The 16,636-nt window shown below is 69.0% G+C and carries 17 protein-coding genes; 14 read left to right on the top strand and 3 right to left on the bottom strand.

Going from position 1 to position 16,636, the window contains the following annotated elements; all coding sequences use genetic code 11:
- The first annotated feature begins 8 nt into the window (after window positions 1-8).
- The 14 genes from MJ607_RS09325 to MJ607_RS09390 all read left to right on the top strand — a co-directional run bounded on the left by MJ607_RS09325 (window position 9) and on the right by MJ607_RS09390 (window position 12,716).
- Window positions 9-803, top strand: coding sequence for a TIM barrel protein (locus MJ607_RS09325; RefSeq protein ID WP_243075316.1), 795 nt, complete (start codon window positions 9-11; stop codon window positions 801-803).
- Window positions 800-2,323 (top strand): GMC oxidoreductase, encoded by a 1,524-nt coding sequence (locus tag MJ607_RS09330; RefSeq protein ID WP_243075317.1) that lies wholly within the window; start codon window positions 800-802, stop codon window positions 2,321-2,323. Before MJ607_RS09325 ends, MJ607_RS09330 begins: the two co-directional genes overlap by 4 nt.
- A gap of 105 nt (window positions 2,324-2,428) precedes the next feature.
- The gene (locus tag MJ607_RS09335) at window positions 2,429-2,836 is read left to right on the top strand and encodes a DUF6379 domain-containing protein (protein WP_243075318.1); all 408 of its coding nucleotides are present in this window, start codon (window positions 2,429-2,431) and stop codon (window positions 2,834-2,836) included.
- Window positions 2,833-3,939, top strand: a complete 1,107-nt coding sequence (locus MJ607_RS09340) for a sugar phosphate isomerase/epimerase (protein WP_243075319.1) — start codon at window positions 2,833-2,835, stop codon at window positions 3,937-3,939. Before MJ607_RS09335 ends, MJ607_RS09340 begins: the two co-directional genes overlap by 4 nt.
- Complete coding sequence (locus MJ607_RS09345) at window positions 3,936-4,982, top strand: sugar phosphate isomerase/epimerase (RefSeq protein WP_243075320.1); 1,047 nt, start codon at window positions 3,936-3,938, stop codon at window positions 4,980-4,982. The genes MJ607_RS09340 and MJ607_RS09345 overlap by 4 nt, the downstream gene beginning before the upstream one ends.
- A complete protein-coding gene (locus MJ607_RS09350) occupies window positions 4,975-5,757 on the top strand; it encodes a nuclear transport factor 2 family protein (protein WP_243075321.1) in 783 nt (260 codons plus the stop codon). Before MJ607_RS09345 ends, MJ607_RS09350 begins: the two co-directional genes overlap by 8 nt.
- Before the next feature lie 9 nt (window positions 5,758-5,766).
- Window positions 5,767-6,183, top strand: a complete 417-nt coding sequence (locus tag MJ607_RS09355) for a DUF6379 domain-containing protein (RefSeq protein WP_243075322.1) — start codon at window positions 5,767-5,769, stop codon at window positions 6,181-6,183.
- Window positions 6,180-7,379, top strand: coding sequence for a Gfo/Idh/MocA family protein (locus MJ607_RS09360; RefSeq protein WP_374238047.1), 1,200 nt, complete (start codon window positions 6,180-6,182; stop codon window positions 7,377-7,379). The genes MJ607_RS09355 and MJ607_RS09360 overlap by 4 nt, the downstream gene beginning before the upstream one ends.
- Before the next feature lie 24 nt (window positions 7,380-7,403).
- Entirely contained in the window at window positions 7,404-8,405 is a 1,002-nt protein-coding gene (locus MJ607_RS09365) for a sugar phosphate isomerase/epimerase (RefSeq protein ID WP_243075323.1), read from the top strand.
- Between the two features lie 51 nt (window positions 8,406-8,456).
- Complete coding sequence (locus tag MJ607_RS09370) at window positions 8,457-9,428, top strand: sugar phosphate isomerase/epimerase (RefSeq protein ID WP_243075324.1); 972 nt, start codon at window positions 8,457-8,459, stop codon at window positions 9,426-9,428.
- The gene (locus MJ607_RS09375) at window positions 9,425-10,411 is read left to right on the top strand and encodes a sugar phosphate isomerase/epimerase (RefSeq protein WP_243075325.1); all 987 of its coding nucleotides are present in this window, start codon (window positions 9,425-9,427) and stop codon (window positions 10,409-10,411) included. Before MJ607_RS09370 ends, MJ607_RS09375 begins: the two co-directional genes overlap by 4 nt.
- A gap of 1 nt (window position 10,412) precedes the next feature.
- Window positions 10,413-11,282, top strand: coding sequence for a ThuA domain-containing protein (locus tag MJ607_RS09380; RefSeq protein WP_243075326.1), 870 nt, complete (start codon window positions 10,413-10,415; stop codon window positions 11,280-11,282).
- 3 nt (window positions 11,283-11,285) lie between these two features.
- On the top strand, window positions 11,286-12,278 hold the full coding sequence (locus tag MJ607_RS09385) for a Gfo/Idh/MocA family protein (RefSeq protein WP_243075327.1): 993 nt from the start codon (window positions 11,286-11,288) through the stop codon (window positions 12,276-12,278).
- 36 nt (window positions 12,279-12,314) lie between these two features.
- The gene (locus MJ607_RS09390) at window positions 12,315-12,716 is read left to right on the top strand and encodes a GNAT family N-acetyltransferase (protein ID WP_243075328.1); all 402 of its coding nucleotides are present in this window, start codon (window positions 12,315-12,317) and stop codon (window positions 12,714-12,716) included.
- A gap of 33 nt (window positions 12,717-12,749) precedes the next feature.
- On the opposite strand, the gene MJ607_RS09395 is transcribed toward MJ607_RS09390, so the two are convergent.
- The 3 genes from MJ607_RS09395 to MJ607_RS09405 all read right to left on the bottom strand — a co-directional run bounded on the left by MJ607_RS09395 (window position 12,750) and on the right by MJ607_RS09405 (window position 16,559).
- Entirely contained in the window at window positions 12,750-13,934 is a 1,185-nt protein-coding gene (locus tag MJ607_RS09395) for an ROK family transcriptional regulator (RefSeq protein WP_374238048.1), read from the bottom strand.
- 91 nt (window positions 13,935-14,025) lie between these two features.
- Window positions 14,026-15,087: an ABC transporter permease gene (locus MJ607_RS09400; protein WP_243075330.1), complete on the bottom strand. Its 1,062-nt coding sequence runs from the start codon at window positions 15,085-15,087 to the stop codon at window positions 14,026-14,028.
- A complete protein-coding gene (locus MJ607_RS09405; protein ID WP_243075764.1) occupies window positions 15,084-16,559 on the bottom strand; it encodes a sugar ABC transporter ATP-binding protein in 1,476 nt (491 codons plus the stop codon). Before MJ607_RS09405 ends, MJ607_RS09400 begins: the two co-directional genes overlap by 4 nt.
- Window positions 16,560-16,636 lie beyond the last annotated feature (77 nt).

The raw sequence follows: 16,636 nt of genomic DNA on the forward strand, positions 1-16,636 counted from the left end.
AGATTCCCGTGTACCAGCTCGCACCCAATATCGAACTCCTCTTCACCGAGGCCGGCGACTACCACGACCGCGTGCGCGCCGCCGCGGCAGCCGGTTTCACCGCCGTCGAGATGTGGGGGCCGACCGGCGTGGACGCCCCCTCGACGCCGAAGGACCTTCCCGCACTGAAGGCCGCCCTCGAAGAGACCGGCACGCAGCTGACGGCGCAGCTCGCCGAGCCCCGCACGCAGTTCATGATCCCGCCGTGGGATCACTCCGAGTTCTTCCGCAAGCTCGACGAGGGCGTCGAGATCGCGCACTTCCTCGGCACGCCGCGCATGGTGGTCGGCAGCGGTACCGGGTTCGGCGGCTGGAAGCGCCAGGTGCAGCTCGACAAGCTCATCGAGATCTACCAGAAGGCGATCGCGCAGATCGACGGCTCCGGCATCACGCTCGCGCTCGAGCCCGTCAACGTCCGCGTCGACCACCCCGGCTCGCTCCTCGATCGCACGAGCGAGGCCGTCTACATCGCGCGCGGCGTCGACTCGCCCCACTTCGGCATCCTCTACGACATCTATCACTCGGCCGTCGAGGGCGAGGACATGGCAGCCGAGCTCGCGAACGCCGGCTCGCTCGTCGCCTACGTGCAGCTCGCCGACACCCCCGGTCGCGGCGAGCCGGGCAGCGGAACGCTCGACTGGGCCGAGCGCCTCGGAATCCTCCGCGGCGCCGGCTACGACGGCCCGATCGGCCTCGAGTACTACCCGACCGTCGAGTCCGAGGCATCCGTCGCCCTCATCCGCGCAGTGGCGGCCACGGCGTGAGCAGGTATCCCGCCGAAGTCGACGTCGCGATCGTCGGCAGCGGTCCGGCCGGTGCGACGTATGCGCGCATCCTGAGCGAACAGGCTCCGGATGCCGTCATTGCGATGTTCGAGGTCGGGCCGACCGTCTCGAACCCGCCGGGAGCGCACGTCAAGAACATCGGCGATCCCGACGAGCGGGCCGTTGCACAGCTGCGGTCGGAAGGGCCGGCGGCGCACGACGACGGCGACCGGGTGGGCGGCATCGTCAAGACGACGCAGCGCCGCGCACGGCCCGGCACGTTCCTGCTCGAGCGCGGCTACCAGGTCGACGGCGAGGACGGTCTGCCCGTCGCGGCGATGTCGAGCAACGTCGGCGGGATGGCGGCGCACTGGACAGGCGCCTGCCCACGTCCGAACGACAGCGAGCGCATCGACTTCCTCGACGAGGCGGGCGTCTTCGACGACCTTCTGGCGGAGGGCGAACGGCTGCTCGGAGTGACGACCGACGCCTTCGACAGCTCCCCGCACGCCTCTCTCGTGCGGGGCCGACTGGCTGCGGCCGCGGACGAGGGGCGCGACGACCACGCGAAGGTGCAGCGGATGCCGCTCGCCGTCCACCGGCGCGACGACGGCCGCCTCGTGTGGTCGGGCTCGGATGTCGTCCTGGGTGACGAGACCCGCGGCAACGAGAACTTCACCCTCTACGACGAGTCGCTCGTGACCCGGGTCCTCACCGAGGACGGTCGAGCCGTGGGCGTCGCGGTGACCGACCGGCGCTCAGGGGAGACCCACGAGGTGCGGGCGCGGTTCGTCGTCGTCGCGGCCGACGCGCTGCGCACGCCGCAGGTGCTGTGGGCATCCGGCATCCGTCCCGATGCGCTCGGGCGATACCTCAACGACCAGGCGCAGATCGTGTTCGCGGTGCGGATCCGCGACTTCGTCCCCGCCGACGAGAGCGACCCCGCCGCCGCGACGGGACTCAGCGAGTACAGCGGCGTCACGTGGGTGCCGTTCACTGACGAGCTGCCGTTCCACGGGCAGGTCATGCAGCTCGACGCGTCTCCCGTGAAGCTCGCTGACGATGACCCGGCGGCGCCCGGCTCGATCGTCGGGCTCGGGCTGTTCTGCGCCAAGGACCTGCAGGCGTCGGACCGCGTCGAGTTCTCGGACGACGAGGTCGACGGATACGGGATGCCGTCGCCGACGGTGCACTACCGGCTCACGTCTCACGATCACGAGGTGATCGAGCGGGCCAAGGCCGAGATCGTCCGCCTCGGCAAGGCGATCGGCGAACCGCTCGACGACCGGCCGTTCATGATGCCGCTCGGTGCCTCGCTGCACTACCAGGGCACGACGCGCATGGGCGAGACCGATGACGGCCGGAGCGTGTGCTCACCGGACAGCGAGGTGTGGGGGACTGCGGGGCTCTTCGTCGCCGGCAACGGCGTGATCCCGACCGCGACGGCGTGCAACCCGACTCTGACGTCGGTCGCGCTCGCCGTCCGCGGCGCGCGGTCCATCGCCCGCGAGCTCGTCTGAGGCGTGCGCCGCGGTCGAAACGCGTCGGCGACAACAAAATGTTGCTTATGTCTGATTTAGACATTAGAGTGTAGAAACAAGGACAAAGTAGTCAAGGAGGCTCCTGTGATCCCCGATCGCATCATCGAGCAGGGAACGCTCACGACCGACGGCGCGCGCGCCGCGGTCGAAGTGCGGCTGCCCTGGTACCGGGCGCTCCCGGCATCCTGCATCGCCGGCGCGACGCTCACCGTCGACGGCGTCGCCGCTCCCGCGGAGTCGCTCCGCTGGGAGATGAACGGCCGCACCTTCACGTTCGAAGAGCTCGTGCCTGACACCTCGGAATGGTGGTTCCCGACCGACTCCGCCGTGCTCTCGGGCGACATCGCCCTGGCCGACGACGCGACCGAACACCGGGTCGAGGTCGGCCTCGTCCTGTACATCCCCTACATCGTCATCGGCGCGAACGAGGTGCTCCACATCGAGGAGCGCGACGCCAAGACGATGACGGCACGGAAGGCGGTGGCGGCATGACCGCCCTCGGTTCGCCCATCCAGGGCGTCACGCTCTACAGCTTCACGCGCGCCTTCCACGGCCGCGAGTACGACCTCGAGGGTCTCGTCCGCAAGGTCGCGGCCGAGGGCTACGGCCCGGGGCTCGAGATCATCGGCTTCTCGAGCTTCCGCGGCTTCCCCGCGATCGACGACGCCTACGCGGGTTGGTTCCGCGACCTCATCGCCGAGACGGGCCTGGTCACGACCTCGCTCGCGGTCAACGCGGATGTCGGCATCCACCGCGATCGCCTGCTGAACCAGGACGAGCTCATCGACTACATGACGCTGCAGATCAAGGCGGCAGCGAAGCTCGGCTTCCCGATCGCACGCGTGCAGATCTCGATCACGCCCGACTCGATGGAGGCGCTCGCGCCGATCGCCGAGGAGCACGGCGTGACTCTCGCGCTCGAGGTGCACGCCGACCAGTACGCGTCGCACCCGCGCATCCTCGCGCTCCGCGACCGCTATGAGAAGGTCGGCTCGCCCTTCCTCGGCTTCACGATGGACTGGGGCGCCACCGTTTCGGGCTTCGCCCCGTCGCTCATCGAGGCGTACCGCCGGCGCGGCGCGTCGGAGGAGCTGCTCGGCAAGGTCGTCGCGCTGTGGGACGAGTTCTACCAGCAGGGTCCGCCCGCCGACCAGGCCGACCACGGCCAGCGCTTCGGCCGGTTCATCGGCCTCGCGGCGCAGAACGGCCGCCCCGACCTCGGCATCGACTTCGGCATCAACGGCACGGGCCTGTTCGGCCCCGCGCGCGTCGACGACTGGCTCGAGATCTTCCCGTGGATCAAGCACGTCCACGGCAAGTTCTTCGGCATCGACGAGAACCGCGAAGAGCCGTCGGTCCCCGTCCGCGATCTCGTCACCCTGCTCGTCGAGAACGGCTACAACGGCGCGATCTCGAGCGAGTACGAGGGCTGGCACTGGAACTACTGGCAGTCGCCGTTCGAGATCATCCGCGACGAGCAGGCCGTGCAGCGCTCGGCCGCGGAAGCGGCCGGTTCCCGTATGACGACGGATGCCGCATCCGCCCGCGCGCAGCTCGCGCAGTGGCTCCCGACCACCGAAGGAGTGAATTCATGACCGCCGACAACGGCATCGCCGGCACGGGCATCAAGCTCGGAACGACGCTGTACTCGATGACGAGCGAGTTCGCGGCGGGGCTGTACACGCCCGAGACGCTCATCGCCGCCGTCGCCGAGCACGGGATCGGGCCCGGCGTCGAGTTCAACATCGCGCAGCTGCTGCGCACGTATCCCGACGTCGACGCCGCCTTCGTGAAGCTCTGGTTCGACTCTCTGGACAAGTACGGGCTCGAGGCGAGCGCCGTCGGCACGAACCTCGACATGGGGCGCCGCAAGGATCGCGACATGACGCCCGACGAGGAGCACGAATTCCTCGCGCGTCAGCTGAAGACCGCGCACACGCTGGGATTCAAGAAGGTCGTCATCCGGTCGCACGGCAAGGAGCTGCTGCGCAGTCTCCTGCCGCTCGCGGAGAAGTACGACCAGAAGCTCGGCTACGAGATCCACGCGCCGTCGGGGCCGAACAACCCGCAGGTGCTGCAGATGCGCGAGATGTACGACGAGCTGCAGTCCGACCGCCTGGGCTTCACCGCCGACTTCTCGTCGACGATGCACTCGCTCTCGCCGACGCTCCTGCGGACCCTCGGGCAGATGGGCATGGACGAGAAGCACTTCTCGGTCATGGACGAGATCTGGCACGAGCCGACCCCGATGCACGTGCGCAACCAGAAGTTCGAGGACTACCTCTCGGGCGAAGGAGTCGATCCGCTCACCTTCGGCCCGTTCACGCGTCTCGCGTTCAACATGCACGGACTCGTGCCGCCCGAGGAGTGGCTCGACATCATGCCGCAGATCTTCCACGTGCACGCGAAGTTCTACGACATCGGCGCCGACGGCGAAGAGCCCGCGATGGACATCCCGCGCATCGTGCGCCAGTTCGTCGAGGGCGGTTACCAGGGGTACCTCTCGAGCGAGTGGGAGGGTCACGCCTTCTCCGACCTCGGCGAGTCCGACCCCATCGACCTCGTGAAGAAGCAGCACGTGCTCATGACGCGTGCCATCGAGGACACCGTCGCCGCGAGGGAGGCAACACGTGTCTGACACCGTCGCGGATCTCTCGATCGCCGACCTCGTCGCCGAGGTCTCGCGCCTGCGCGAAGACGTCGCCGCGGCGCAGGCGCTCGCCCGTCGAGCATCCGATCGCGGCGAGGTCGAGAACCTCTTCAGCCGCTACATGTATCTGCACAACGCGTTCCAGGACGAGCAGATCATCCCGCTCTGGGTCGCGCCCGGCACGGACGGCATCCGCGCGCGCTACACGAACGCGGGGCAGTACACGACGTGGGAGAGCGTCGTCCGCTATCACCGCGGCCGGCCGGCTCCCGTGGGCAAGCTCATCCTCCACGCCACCACGACTCCCGTCATCGAGGTCGCCGCCGACGGCGAGACCGCGAAGGGCGTCTGGCTCATGGCCGGCACGGAGTCGGGCCTGACCGATCCCGAGGTCGCCAAGGCGTTCCCCGACATGTACTCGCCCGACGAGGTGCAGGGCAAGAAGGTCTGGGCGCACTGGGTCTGGTGCAAGTACGCGATCGACTTCCTGCGCCAGGACGGCGAGTGGAAGATCTGGAAGTTCCGCTGCTACGAACTGGCCCGCGCACCGTTCGAAGAGAACTGGGTCAGCTTCGGCGAGAAGAACCAGGGCGCCTTCGACCTCGACCTCATGTACTTCGGCGACGACGGCAAGCCCGTCTTCATGCCCCCTGCCGACGAGCCCGCGCCGAGTGAGAACCACCCGTACAGCCCCTCGACGGTCCAGAAGCTCGAGCCGGTGCCGCCGGTCGCGCACGACACGTTCACCGACACCTTCGCGTAAGGAAGCGCCATGGCCACCCACAACTCCCTCTTCTCCGAGAAGGACGTCCGTCGCACCGAGAGCGGCGTCGCCGTCTCCGTGCAGCTCCCCTGGTACCGCAGCCTCTGGCTGTCGGCGGTCGACGGCGTCGCCGCGACCGTCAACGGCGAAGCGATCCCCACAGATCGACTCCGCTTCGAGCTGGAAGGACGCAGCTACCGGGTCGAGGAGCTGCCCGAGCAGTCCGACACCCTGTGGTTCGTCGCGGACCGGCCCGACGTCGTGATCGACCTCGGCCGCTCGCCCGAGCCCGGCGAGAAGCTCACGATCGAGGTCGTGCTGACGATGCGCCTGCTCTACATGCAGATCATGCCCGGCGTCGACGGCGGCCCCGGTCGCTACGTGACCAACCGCGTCCCGGTCGAGCGCGAGGTCGTGCTGGCATGACCGCCGGATCCACGCGGCCCCTCCGGGTCGCGATGATCGGGTACGGCTTCATGGGGGCCACCCACTCGGTCGGGTGGCGCCAGGCGCCGCGCATGTTCGACCTGCCGGCTGCCGTCGAGATGGCGGTGATCGTCGGTCGCAACGCGGATGCCGTGGCCGCCGCCGGTGCGAAATGGGGCTGGGCGGAGTCGGCGACCGACTGGCGCGAGGTCATCGCGCGCGACGACATCGACATCGTCGACATCGTGACCCCCGGCGACTCGCACGCCGAGATCGCGATCGCGGCGCTCGACGCCGGCAAGCACGTGCTCGTCGAGAAGCCGCTCGCGAACACCGTCGAAGAGGCGGAGGCGATGACGGATGCCGCGTCCCGCGCCGCCGAGCGCGGGGTGCGGTCGATGGTCGGGTTCACCTACCGTCGGGTTCCCGCGGTCACATTCCTGCGCGACCTCATCGCAGAGGGCGTCGTCGGCACCGTGCAGCAGGTGCGCGCCGCGTACCGGCAGGACTGGCTCGTCGATCCCGCGATGCCGCTCGCGTGGCGACTGCAGAAGGAGCACGCCGGGTCGGGGGCGCTGGGCGACATCGGCGCGCACATCATCGACATGACGCAGTTCGTCACCGGGCAGACGGTCGACGCGGTCTCCGGCACGACCGACACGATCGTCAAGGAGCGGCCGCTCCTCGGTTCCGGTTCGGGCCTCGCGGGCACGGCGGGCGAGGGCTTCGGCGAAGTCACTGTCGACGACGTCGCGCTCTTCACCGGCCGGCTGTCGGACGGCGCTCTCGTCTCGTTCGAGGCCACCCGCTTCGCGACGGGGCGCAAGAACGCCCTCACGATCGAGGTCTCCGGCGACAAGGGCGCGCTCGCGTTCGACCTCGAAGACCTCAACAGCCTGCAGTTCTACGACCGCACCACCCCCGGCGACCGCCAGGGCTTCACGAAGATCCTGGTCACCGAGGCGCAGCACCCGTATGTCGGCGCATGGTGGCCCGCCGGTCACATGCTCGGCTACGAGCACGGCTTCAGCCACCAGGTCGTCGACCTGGTGACCGCGATCGCCGAGGGCACCGATCCGCACCCGACCTTCGCCGAAGGCCTCTCGGTGCAGCGCGTGCTCGACGCCGTGGAGCGGTCGAGCGAGAACGATTCCGCCTGGATCCGCACCGCCGCGGGCGTCCCGGCATCCGTCTGAAGAAATCTCCCGAAGGAAACAGCCATGGCACGTCCTGTCACCCTGTTCACCGGCCAGTGGGCCGATCTGCCGTTCGAAGAGGTGGCGCGACTCGCGGGCGAGTGGGGCTACGACGGCCTCGAGATCGCCTGCTGGGGCGACCACCTCGACGTCTCGCGGTGGGATGACGCCGAGTACGTGCAGAGCCGGCTCGACATCCTCGAACGCAACGGATTGGCTGTGCACGCGATCTCGAACCACCTCACCGGCCAGGCCGTCTGCGACGACCCGATCGATGACCGCCACCGCGACATCCTGTCCGATCGCGTGTGGGGCGACGGCGATCCCGAAGGCGTGCGCCAGCGTGCGGCGGAAGACCTCAAGAACACGGCCCGCATCGCCGCGAAGCTCGGGGTGAAGACCGTCAACGGCTTCTCGGGCTCGTCGATCTGGAAGGCCGTCGCGATGTTCCCGCCGGCCTCCGAGGAGTTCATCGCGCGCGGCTATCAGGACTTCGCCGACCGCTTCAATCCGATCCTCGACGTGTTCGAAGAGGTCGGCGTGCGGTTCGCGCTCGAGGTGCACCCCTCCGAGATCGCCTACGACTACTGGACCGCGAAAGACACGCTCGACGCGATCGGACACCGCAAGAGCTTCGGGTTCAACTTCGACCCGTCGCACTTCGTCTGGCAGCAGCTGGACTACATCGCGTTCGTGCTGGATTTCGCCGAGCGCATCTTCCACGTCCACGTGAAGGAATCCACCACGAACCTGGACGGCCGCAACGGCGTGCTCGGGTCGCACCGGCCGTGGGCCGACCCGCGCCGTGGATGGACGTTCGTCTCGACCGGCCATGGGGCTGTCCGGTGGGAGCCGCTCTTCCGTGCCCTCAACGCGATCGGCTACGAGGGTCCGACGAGCGTCGAGTGGGAGGACGCGGGGATGGACCGCCTCGTGGGCGCACCCGAGGCGCTCGCGTTCGTGCGGAGGCTCGCCGACATCACCCCGCCGGCCGCCGCCTTCGACGCGGCGTTCAGCACCAAGTAGACCGTTCGCCGCGCGCACGGCAGACCCGCTCCACAGGAAGCAGACACCGCGATGACGACGCCCAGCGCCGAGCCCCGCCAGATCAAGTGGAGCTATATGGACCATTGGCGCAGCCAGGGTCCCGCCGGTCCCATCGACCAATGGCAGTCCCGGCTCGCGATGACGCGCTTCCTGCGCCAGGTCGCGGCCGTCGGATTCGATGCCATCGACACGTTCGACTTCCGCTTCTGGCAGATCCTCGAGCAGTACGGCTCGGTGGCGAACTACCAGGAGTTCGTGCAGGAGCAGGGTCTCGAGCGGATCGTCAACACGTTCCACGGCGTGTACTACACCCCCGACCGCTACGCGCCGGAGGTGCCGGCGACCCACCCGACGATCCTCGACGACTTCAAGCTCACGATGGACCGCTGGTCCGGCATCCAGCTCGACAACATCATCGTCATGCCGGGATCCCGGTACTTCGACGAGGTCGGCGTCTCGGACGACGGTCTCAAGCATGCGGCCGATGTCTGGGCGGAAGTGGGCGAGATCACGCAGCACTATGGGGTCAACCTCACCTGCCATCACGAGTTCTACGGCGGCATCCGCACCCGCGCGCAGATCGACACGTTCTACGAGTACGCCGACCCGCGGTACGTGAAGTTCTTCGTCGACACCGCGCAGCACTGCATCGCGGATGTCGACCCGGTCGATGTCTACGAGGCGCACCATGAGCGCGTGACGGGCTTCCACTTCAAGGACACGCGCACGAAGGACGTCAACGACGACTACCGACTGTGGCCGGATGCCGAGCTCTCGGCCGTGACGACCGAGAAGTGGTTCTACGAGATGGGGACGGCCGAGGGCCTCGTCGACTTCGAGTCGATGATGCGCTCGGTACGCGATCACGGCTACACGGGCTGGATCAGCGTCGAGCACGACAAGGCCGACAAGCTGGGCGGCGACTACTCCGAGAGCACGGCCATCGCGCGGTGGTACGCGAAGAACGTGCTCGACGGCATCCACGGGGAGGGCGCGAAATGACCGGCATCCGGTGGGCGTACGCCCTGAACCAGTGGGATACCAACATCGACGCGTTCGTCCGCAAGCGCGACCACGAGCGTGCCTTCAAGACGATCTCGATCAGCGGGTTCAGCGGTGTCGAGTTCACCGCGGTGAGCTTCGGCCCGTGGGAGCCGTTCGGCAGCCCGGATGAGATCGCGAAGCTGTACGGCTCGCTCGACGGCCTGCGCGCGTTCCTCGCGGAGTGCGCGCTGGACGCCGTCAGCAGCTACGTCTACGACCCGTTCGTCGGGTTCGACGTCGAGATGGGCCGCGGGCCCGACCCGCTGGATCCGGACGCGCTCGCGCCCATCGTGGCCACCTCGGTGTGGTTCGCGGATGCGGTGCACCGGCTCGGCGGCAACACGCTCGTCGTGCGCCCGGTGGGGTCGGCGTGGCAGACGGGCGCGCTCAGTGACGACCAGATCGGCACGCTGGCACGACTCTGGAACGAGGTCGGGCGTCGAATCGGGGAGCACGATGTGCGTCTGGCTCTCCACGTCGATTTCCTGTCGGCGCTGCGCCTCGGCGACGGCATCGACCGGCTTCTCGCCGCCACCGATCCCGGATTCGTCGGCCTCGCACTCGACACGGCCGAGCTCGCCGTCGCCGGCATCGACCCCGTGGAGTTCTTCCGTCGGCACGCCGATCGGGTCGCCCACATCCAGCTCAAGAACGCCCGCGACGTCGTCGGCGACGAGGCGCTCACCCCGCACGCGGAGCACTTCGTGCGCACCGAAGGCGGTGAGCGACGCATCGAGCGCTGGTTCTTCGAGCCGACCGATGAGGGCGGCCTGATCGACTTCGAAGCCTTCGCGCAGGCGGTCGCCGACTCCGACTACACCGGCTGGATCGTGGTCGAGTCGGATCAGAGTCCCCGCCCCGCCGAGAGCGCGATGGTCAGCGGCTGGTACGTGCAGAAGGTGCTCCGGCCGATCGTCGAGCGCCAGGGAGTGCGGGTCTGACATGACCGGTGTGCTGAACGTCCTCATCCTTTCGGGCCACATGACCCGGGAGCATGACAATGAATTCCGCAGCTTCCGGCTGCACAACCAGTGGATCACGACGCTCCTGGAGGACACCGGGCGCTTCAAGGTGCGGGTCGTCGAGGACCCGCGCGGACTCGGGCCTGCGATCATCGACAAGTACGACGTCGTCATCGTCGTCTTCGAGGGCCGCGACGGCTACCACGAAAAGGCCGTCGGGTTCGGAGCCGAGACGGATGCCGCGCTGCTGAAGTTCGTCCACGATGACGGCAAGGGCATCGTCTGGTTCCACGGCTCGGCCGCGCAGGAGGACGACTGGGGCTACCCCGACGAGTTCAACGTCATGCGCGGCTCGCGCCTCACGGTCGCGGGAGGGCTGCGGCCGCGCCCGTGGGGCGAGGCGCAGCTCGACACGGTCGAGCCGCGGCATCCCATCACCGAAGGAATCAGCCCGCGCTGGACCGTGACCGGGGACGACATCCTCGTCGGGGTCGAGATCCTGGACGGCGCGCAGGTGCTGCTCACGACGTTCGACGACCTCGCGGCGTACGAGAAGGCGCCGGTCTGGCCGATGTCGCACTACCCCGTGGCGATCCCGCCCGAGGGCATCACGGCGCTGCCCGGCATCGACACCGACCAGCCGATCGCGTGGATCAACGACTACGGCAGGGGCCGCTCGTTCACGATCACGATCGGCCACGACATCGACACGTTCCGGCGCATCGACTTCATCCGCATGTTCCCGCGCGGTGTCGAGTGGGCAGCCACGGGCGAGGTCGCGCTGGAAGGTCCGGACCGTCGTGGCGATCGGCGCTTCCTGCCCTGGCCTTACTACAACCACGAGGGCTGAACGGTGACGACGGAGCTGAGGATCGGCATCCTGGGTGCCGGCGGCATCGCGGAGCGAGCGATGGTGGAGCCGTCACGCGAGGTCGAGGGTGTGCGCGTCGACGCGATCGGCGCACGGGACCCGGAACGCGCCCGGGCGTTCGCCGAGCGGCTCGACCTGCCGAAGCACGGCGACTACGACGCGATCCTGTCGGACCCCGACATCGACCTCGTGTATCTCGCGCTGCCGCCGATCACGCACGCCGAGTGGGGTGTGCGTGCCCTGCAGGCCGGGAAGCACGTCCTCTGCGAGAAGCCTCTGTCGGCGAACGGCACGACCGCCGCCGCGATCGCCGCTGCCGCCGCCGAGGCGGACCGGCGCGCGTTCGTCGGCTTCCACTACCGGCTGCACGGCTTCACGCAGCGTCTGCTCGAGGTCATCTCGTCGGGCGCGCTCGGGGAGATCGAGCGGGTGGACGTCGATTTCAGCATCCCCCACTTCGTCGTGAAGCCCGGCAACATCAGGCTGGACGGAGACCTCGCCGGCGGCGCCGTCATGGACGTCGGCTGCTATGCCGTCGACCTCATCCGCGCCGCCTGGGGCGAGCCGGTCGTGGAGTCCGCGACGGCGGTGCTCTACGACGAGGATCCCCGCATCGACCTGCAGACCGACGCGGTGCTGCGGCTCGCGTCGGGTGCGTTCGCAGTGGTGCGCGCGTCGTTCATCGGCGACGACAAGGGCGCCATGTCGCTGCACGTCGTCGGCTCCGCGGCGACGCTGCACGCCACGAGCGTGATCGTCCCGCAGTGGGGAGCGACGCTGCGCGTCACCGCGGGCGAGGACGTGCTGGTCGAAGAGAAGGCCGTCGAGGGCGAGAACAGCTACGCGCGTCAGCTGGAGCACCTCGTCGCCGTGCTGGGCGACGGCTCTCCCAGCATCCTCGATGCAGCGCGTGGCGTCGGCACGATGCGCGTCGTCGACGACATCTACCGCGCCGCGGGGCTCGAGCCCCGCTGAGCCGCCATCCCGCGCCGTTCCCCGTACCGTGGGGCGATGAGCATCACCTACGTAGAGCGCGGGCCCGTCGATGACGTCGCGCTGAGCCGGCTGCACGACCTCGCCTTCGGCGGGATCCTGTCGGGCGATGTCGCTCCGTGGTCCGCGCGGCTCCGTGCGCACAGCGTCGGATGGGTCTGCGCCTACGACGGCGACCGGCTGTGCGGCTTCGTCCACGCGTGCTGGGACGGGGGCAGTCACGCGTTCGTCCTCGACACCGCGGTCCTGCCCGACCTCCAGGGCCGCGGCATCGGTTCCGAGCTGCTGCGACGCCTCACCGCGCTCGCGCGAGAGGCCGGCTGCGAATGGCTTCACGTCGACTACGAGCCGCACCTCGACGGCTTCTACACGGCGGCGGGATTCACCCCGACCCTCGCGGGTCTCCACCGGCTCGGCTAGAGGCGTCGAACGAACGACGTCGATCAGACAGGATCAGCCGGCGAGGGAGTGGAACGCCTCGGGCGAGAGCACATGCTCGACCGCCAGCATCCCGGCTCCGACGACGGCCGCGTTCTCGGCCGCGGCGGACTGCACGATCGCGAGGTGCTCGGTCGCGAGTGGCATCGACCGCGTGTAGACGACCTCGCGAACCCCCGCGATGAGGTGCTCGCCGACGCGCGCCATCGAGCCGCCGAGCGCGATGACCGACGGATTCATGAGGCTCACGCAGGCGGTGAGCACTTCGCCGATGTCGCGGCCCGCCTGCCGCACCGCCTGGATCGCATCGATGCTGCCGCCCTTCACGAGCGCGATGACGTCGTCGCCGTTCTCGGCGGGCACGCCCTGCGCGCGCAGAGCACGCGCGATCGCGGGACCCGAGGCGACGGCCTCGAGACATCCCCGATTGCCGCAGTGGCACGGCACGTCCGAGCCGCGCGCGACCTGCACGTGCCCGATGTCGCCCGCGACGCCCTGCGCGCCGCGCTGCAGCTCCCCGCCCGAGATGACGCCGGCGCCGATGCCCGTCGCCACCTTGACGAACATGAGGTGCTGCGTCGTGGGCCATGCGGTGGCGCGCTCACCGAGGGCCATGATGTTGACGTCGTTGTCGACGAGCACCGGCACCTCGAGGTGCTGCTGCACCCACCCCGGCACGTCGAATCGGTCCCATCCGGGCATGATCGGCGGGTTCACGGGCTGACCGGTCGAGTGCTCGACGGGGCCGGGAACGCCGATCCCGATCGCGACGAGGGAGCGGATGTCGCGTCCCGACTCCGCCACGAGCGCGCCGGCGGTCTCGACCATCCGCGTGAGCACCGCGACAGGCCCGTCGGCGACGGGCAGCGCCTCGGTGCGCTTCTCAAGGATCGCCCCCGTGAGGTCCATGACGGCGACCGTCGTGTGCGATGCGCCGATGTCGACGGCGAGCACGACCCGGGCGCTCGGGTTGAGCGCGAACTGCGACGGCGGGCGCCCACCGGTGGATGCGGCATCCGCCACCGGCATGATGAGGCCCATCCGCATGAGCTCCTCGACGCGCGCGGCGATCGTGGAGCGCGCGAGTCCCGTGGACTTGGCGAGTTGCGCGCGCGTGCGCGGAGTGCCGTCGCGCAGCAGCTGGAAGAGCTCGATCGCTCCGCTGCCGGCGGGGGACGATTCCGACGAGAGAGTCACCACGGTTCAGTCAATCACTGCCTGCGCGCGGCTCGAATTCCGCGGACTTCCGACGAGAAGAGGGGATGCCGCGCCCTGCCCGCGCGGCCGGCCGTCATGTCGCTCGCCCGCTGGGCTTGGCGAAGCGCTGCTGCAGCAGCACGGCGACGACGATGATGACGCCCTTGACGACCGCCTGCACAGAGGAGTTCAGGTTGTTCTGCACGAACACGTTGGTCAGGGTCGTGAAGATCAGCACGCCGAACACCGTTCCCGTGACGGTGCCGCGCCCTCCGGCGAGAAGCGTCCCGCCCACGACCACCGCGGCGATCGCATCGAGCTCGAGCAACGTGCCGTGCGTCGAGGTGCCGGCGGTGGTGCGGCCGAGATACATGACCGCGGCGATGCCCGCGGTGAGCCCCGAAATCGCGTAGAGCCACATGGTGTGGCGCTTGACGTTGATGCCCGCCAGCCGCGCGGCTTCGCGGTTGCCGCCGATCGCGACCGTGCGACGGCCGAACGTCGTGCGGTTGAGCACCACCCAGCCGAGGACGGCGACGATCCCGAAGATCCAGATCAGCATGTCCACGCCGATGATGTCGAGGTTCATGAAGTTGATGAAGTCGCGGTTGCCGACCTGGAGGGTGCGGCGCTCGGCGAGGATCTCGGCGAGTCCGCGGGCGGCGACGAGCATCGCGAGGGTCGCCATGAAGGCGACGACCTTGCCGTAGGCGATCACGATGCCGTTGATGAGCCCCGCGCCGACGCCGACGGCGAGGGCGAGGACGATCATCACGATCCAGTGCAGCTGGTCGGCGAGATCCTGGATCGCGGCGAGTGTCGCGACGACGGATGCGAGGCCGATGAGGGAGCCGACTGAGAGGTCGATGCCGCCGGCCGTGATCACGAGCGTCATGCCGATCGACACGACGCCGAGGATCGATGCGGCGCGCAGGATCGTGAGGATGTTGCTCGTGGTCAGGAATGTGTCGGGTGCCGTGACGGCACCCGCGATCACGAGCACCAGAAGCGCTGCCACGAGGCCGAGATTGCGGCCGACGGAGCCGGACAGGAGGCGCCGCCACCGGCTCTCCTGCTCGGTCGTGGAGGTCGAGGAGGTCGGCGGCGCGCCGTTCGCGGGGGCGGCTTCGGCCCCGGGGGTGGACTGCTCGCTCACGCGGCGGTTCCTTTCATCACGAGGTCGAGCACGCCGTGCTCGTCGATCTGGGAGGCGGGGAGGGTTTCGACGACGCGTCCGTCGGCGACCACGAGGACGTTGTCGGCGAGGCCGAGGACCTCCTCGATCTCGCTCGAGACCACGACGAGCGCGTTGCCGGCGGCGGCCAGCGCTCTGATGAGCGCATAGATCTCGGCGCGTGCGCCGACATCGACGCCGCGAGTGGGCTCATCGAGCAAGAGGACCCGAGTGCCGTGGACGAGCCAGCGGGCCAGGAGGATCTTCTGCTGGTTGCCGCCGGAGAGGGTGCCCGCCGGGCGGTCGGGGTCGGCGGGGCGCAGCTCGAGCGCCTGGATCTGCTCGCGCGCGGTCGCCCGCGCGGCGCGGTCATTGAGGAAGCCGGCGCGGGCGAACCGTGACATCGACGACAGGGTCACGTTGACGAAGATCGGCTCGTCGAGCACGAGGCCCTGGCTCTTGCGTTCCTCCGGCGACAGGCCGATGCCCTCGCGTACGGCGGCGACGACCGAACCGCGTCGCAGCGTCTTGCCGCCGATGCGGACGGCGCCCGCCGTGGACCGCCGTGCGCCGTAGATGGTCTCGAGGATCTCGGAGCGCCCGGAGCCGACGAGGCCGGCGAGTCCGACGACCTCTCCAGCGCGCACCGAGAAGGAAACGTCCGCGAAGACGCCGGCGAGGGCGAGGTCCTCGACCTCGAGCACGACGGCTGCATCGTCGGCGATGGGTGCGGCGGGCGGGAAGACGTTCTCGACGTCGCGTCCCGTCATGAGCTTGATGAGGTCGCTCGTGGTGGTCTCCGCGACGGGGAGCCCCGTCGCGGTCGTGCGACCGTCCTTGAGGACCGTGATGCGGTCGCCGATCTGACGGATCTCCTCCAGGCGATGCGTGATGTAGACGACCGCGATGCCCTCGGAGGTCAGCTCGTGCACGACGTGGAAGAGGTTCTTGACCTCTTCGGAGTCGAGCACGGCCGACGGCTCGTCCATGATGATGAGCTTGATGTCGTGCGACAGGGCGCGCGCCATGCTCACGATCTGCTTGTTGGCGGCGCTGAGCGTGCCGACTTCCGTGTTGGGTGAGAGGTTGGAGTGGCCGAGCCGGCGCAGCAGCTCGCGCGTCTGCTTCGCGGCCTCGGAGCGCTTCGTGAAGCCGCCCCGGGCGATCTCGTGTCCGAGGAAGATGTTCTCGGCGATGGTCAGGCCGTCGACGACGTCGAGCTCCTGGTACATCGTCGCGATGCCGATCTCGATCGCGGCTTCGGGATTCGGGATGTCAATCCGCTCGCCGAGCCAGAAGATCGCGCCTTCGTCCGGACGGTGCACGCCCGCGAGGGTCTTGATGAGGGTCGACTTGCCCGCACCGTTCTGGCCGAGGACGCAGTGCACTTCGCCGGCGAGGATCTCGAGATCGACGCCTCGCAGAGCCCGGACCCCGGCGAACGACTTCGTCAGCCCTTCGGCCGTCAGTAATGCCGATCCATGGTCACCTTTGATCACGGCACGAACATAACATGGCGCCCGGATGCTCG

Source organism: Microbacterium sp. SS28 (genome assembly GCF_022761035.1).
Taxonomy (GTDB): domain Bacteria; phylum Actinomycetota; class Actinomycetes; order Actinomycetales; family Microbacteriaceae; genus Microbacterium.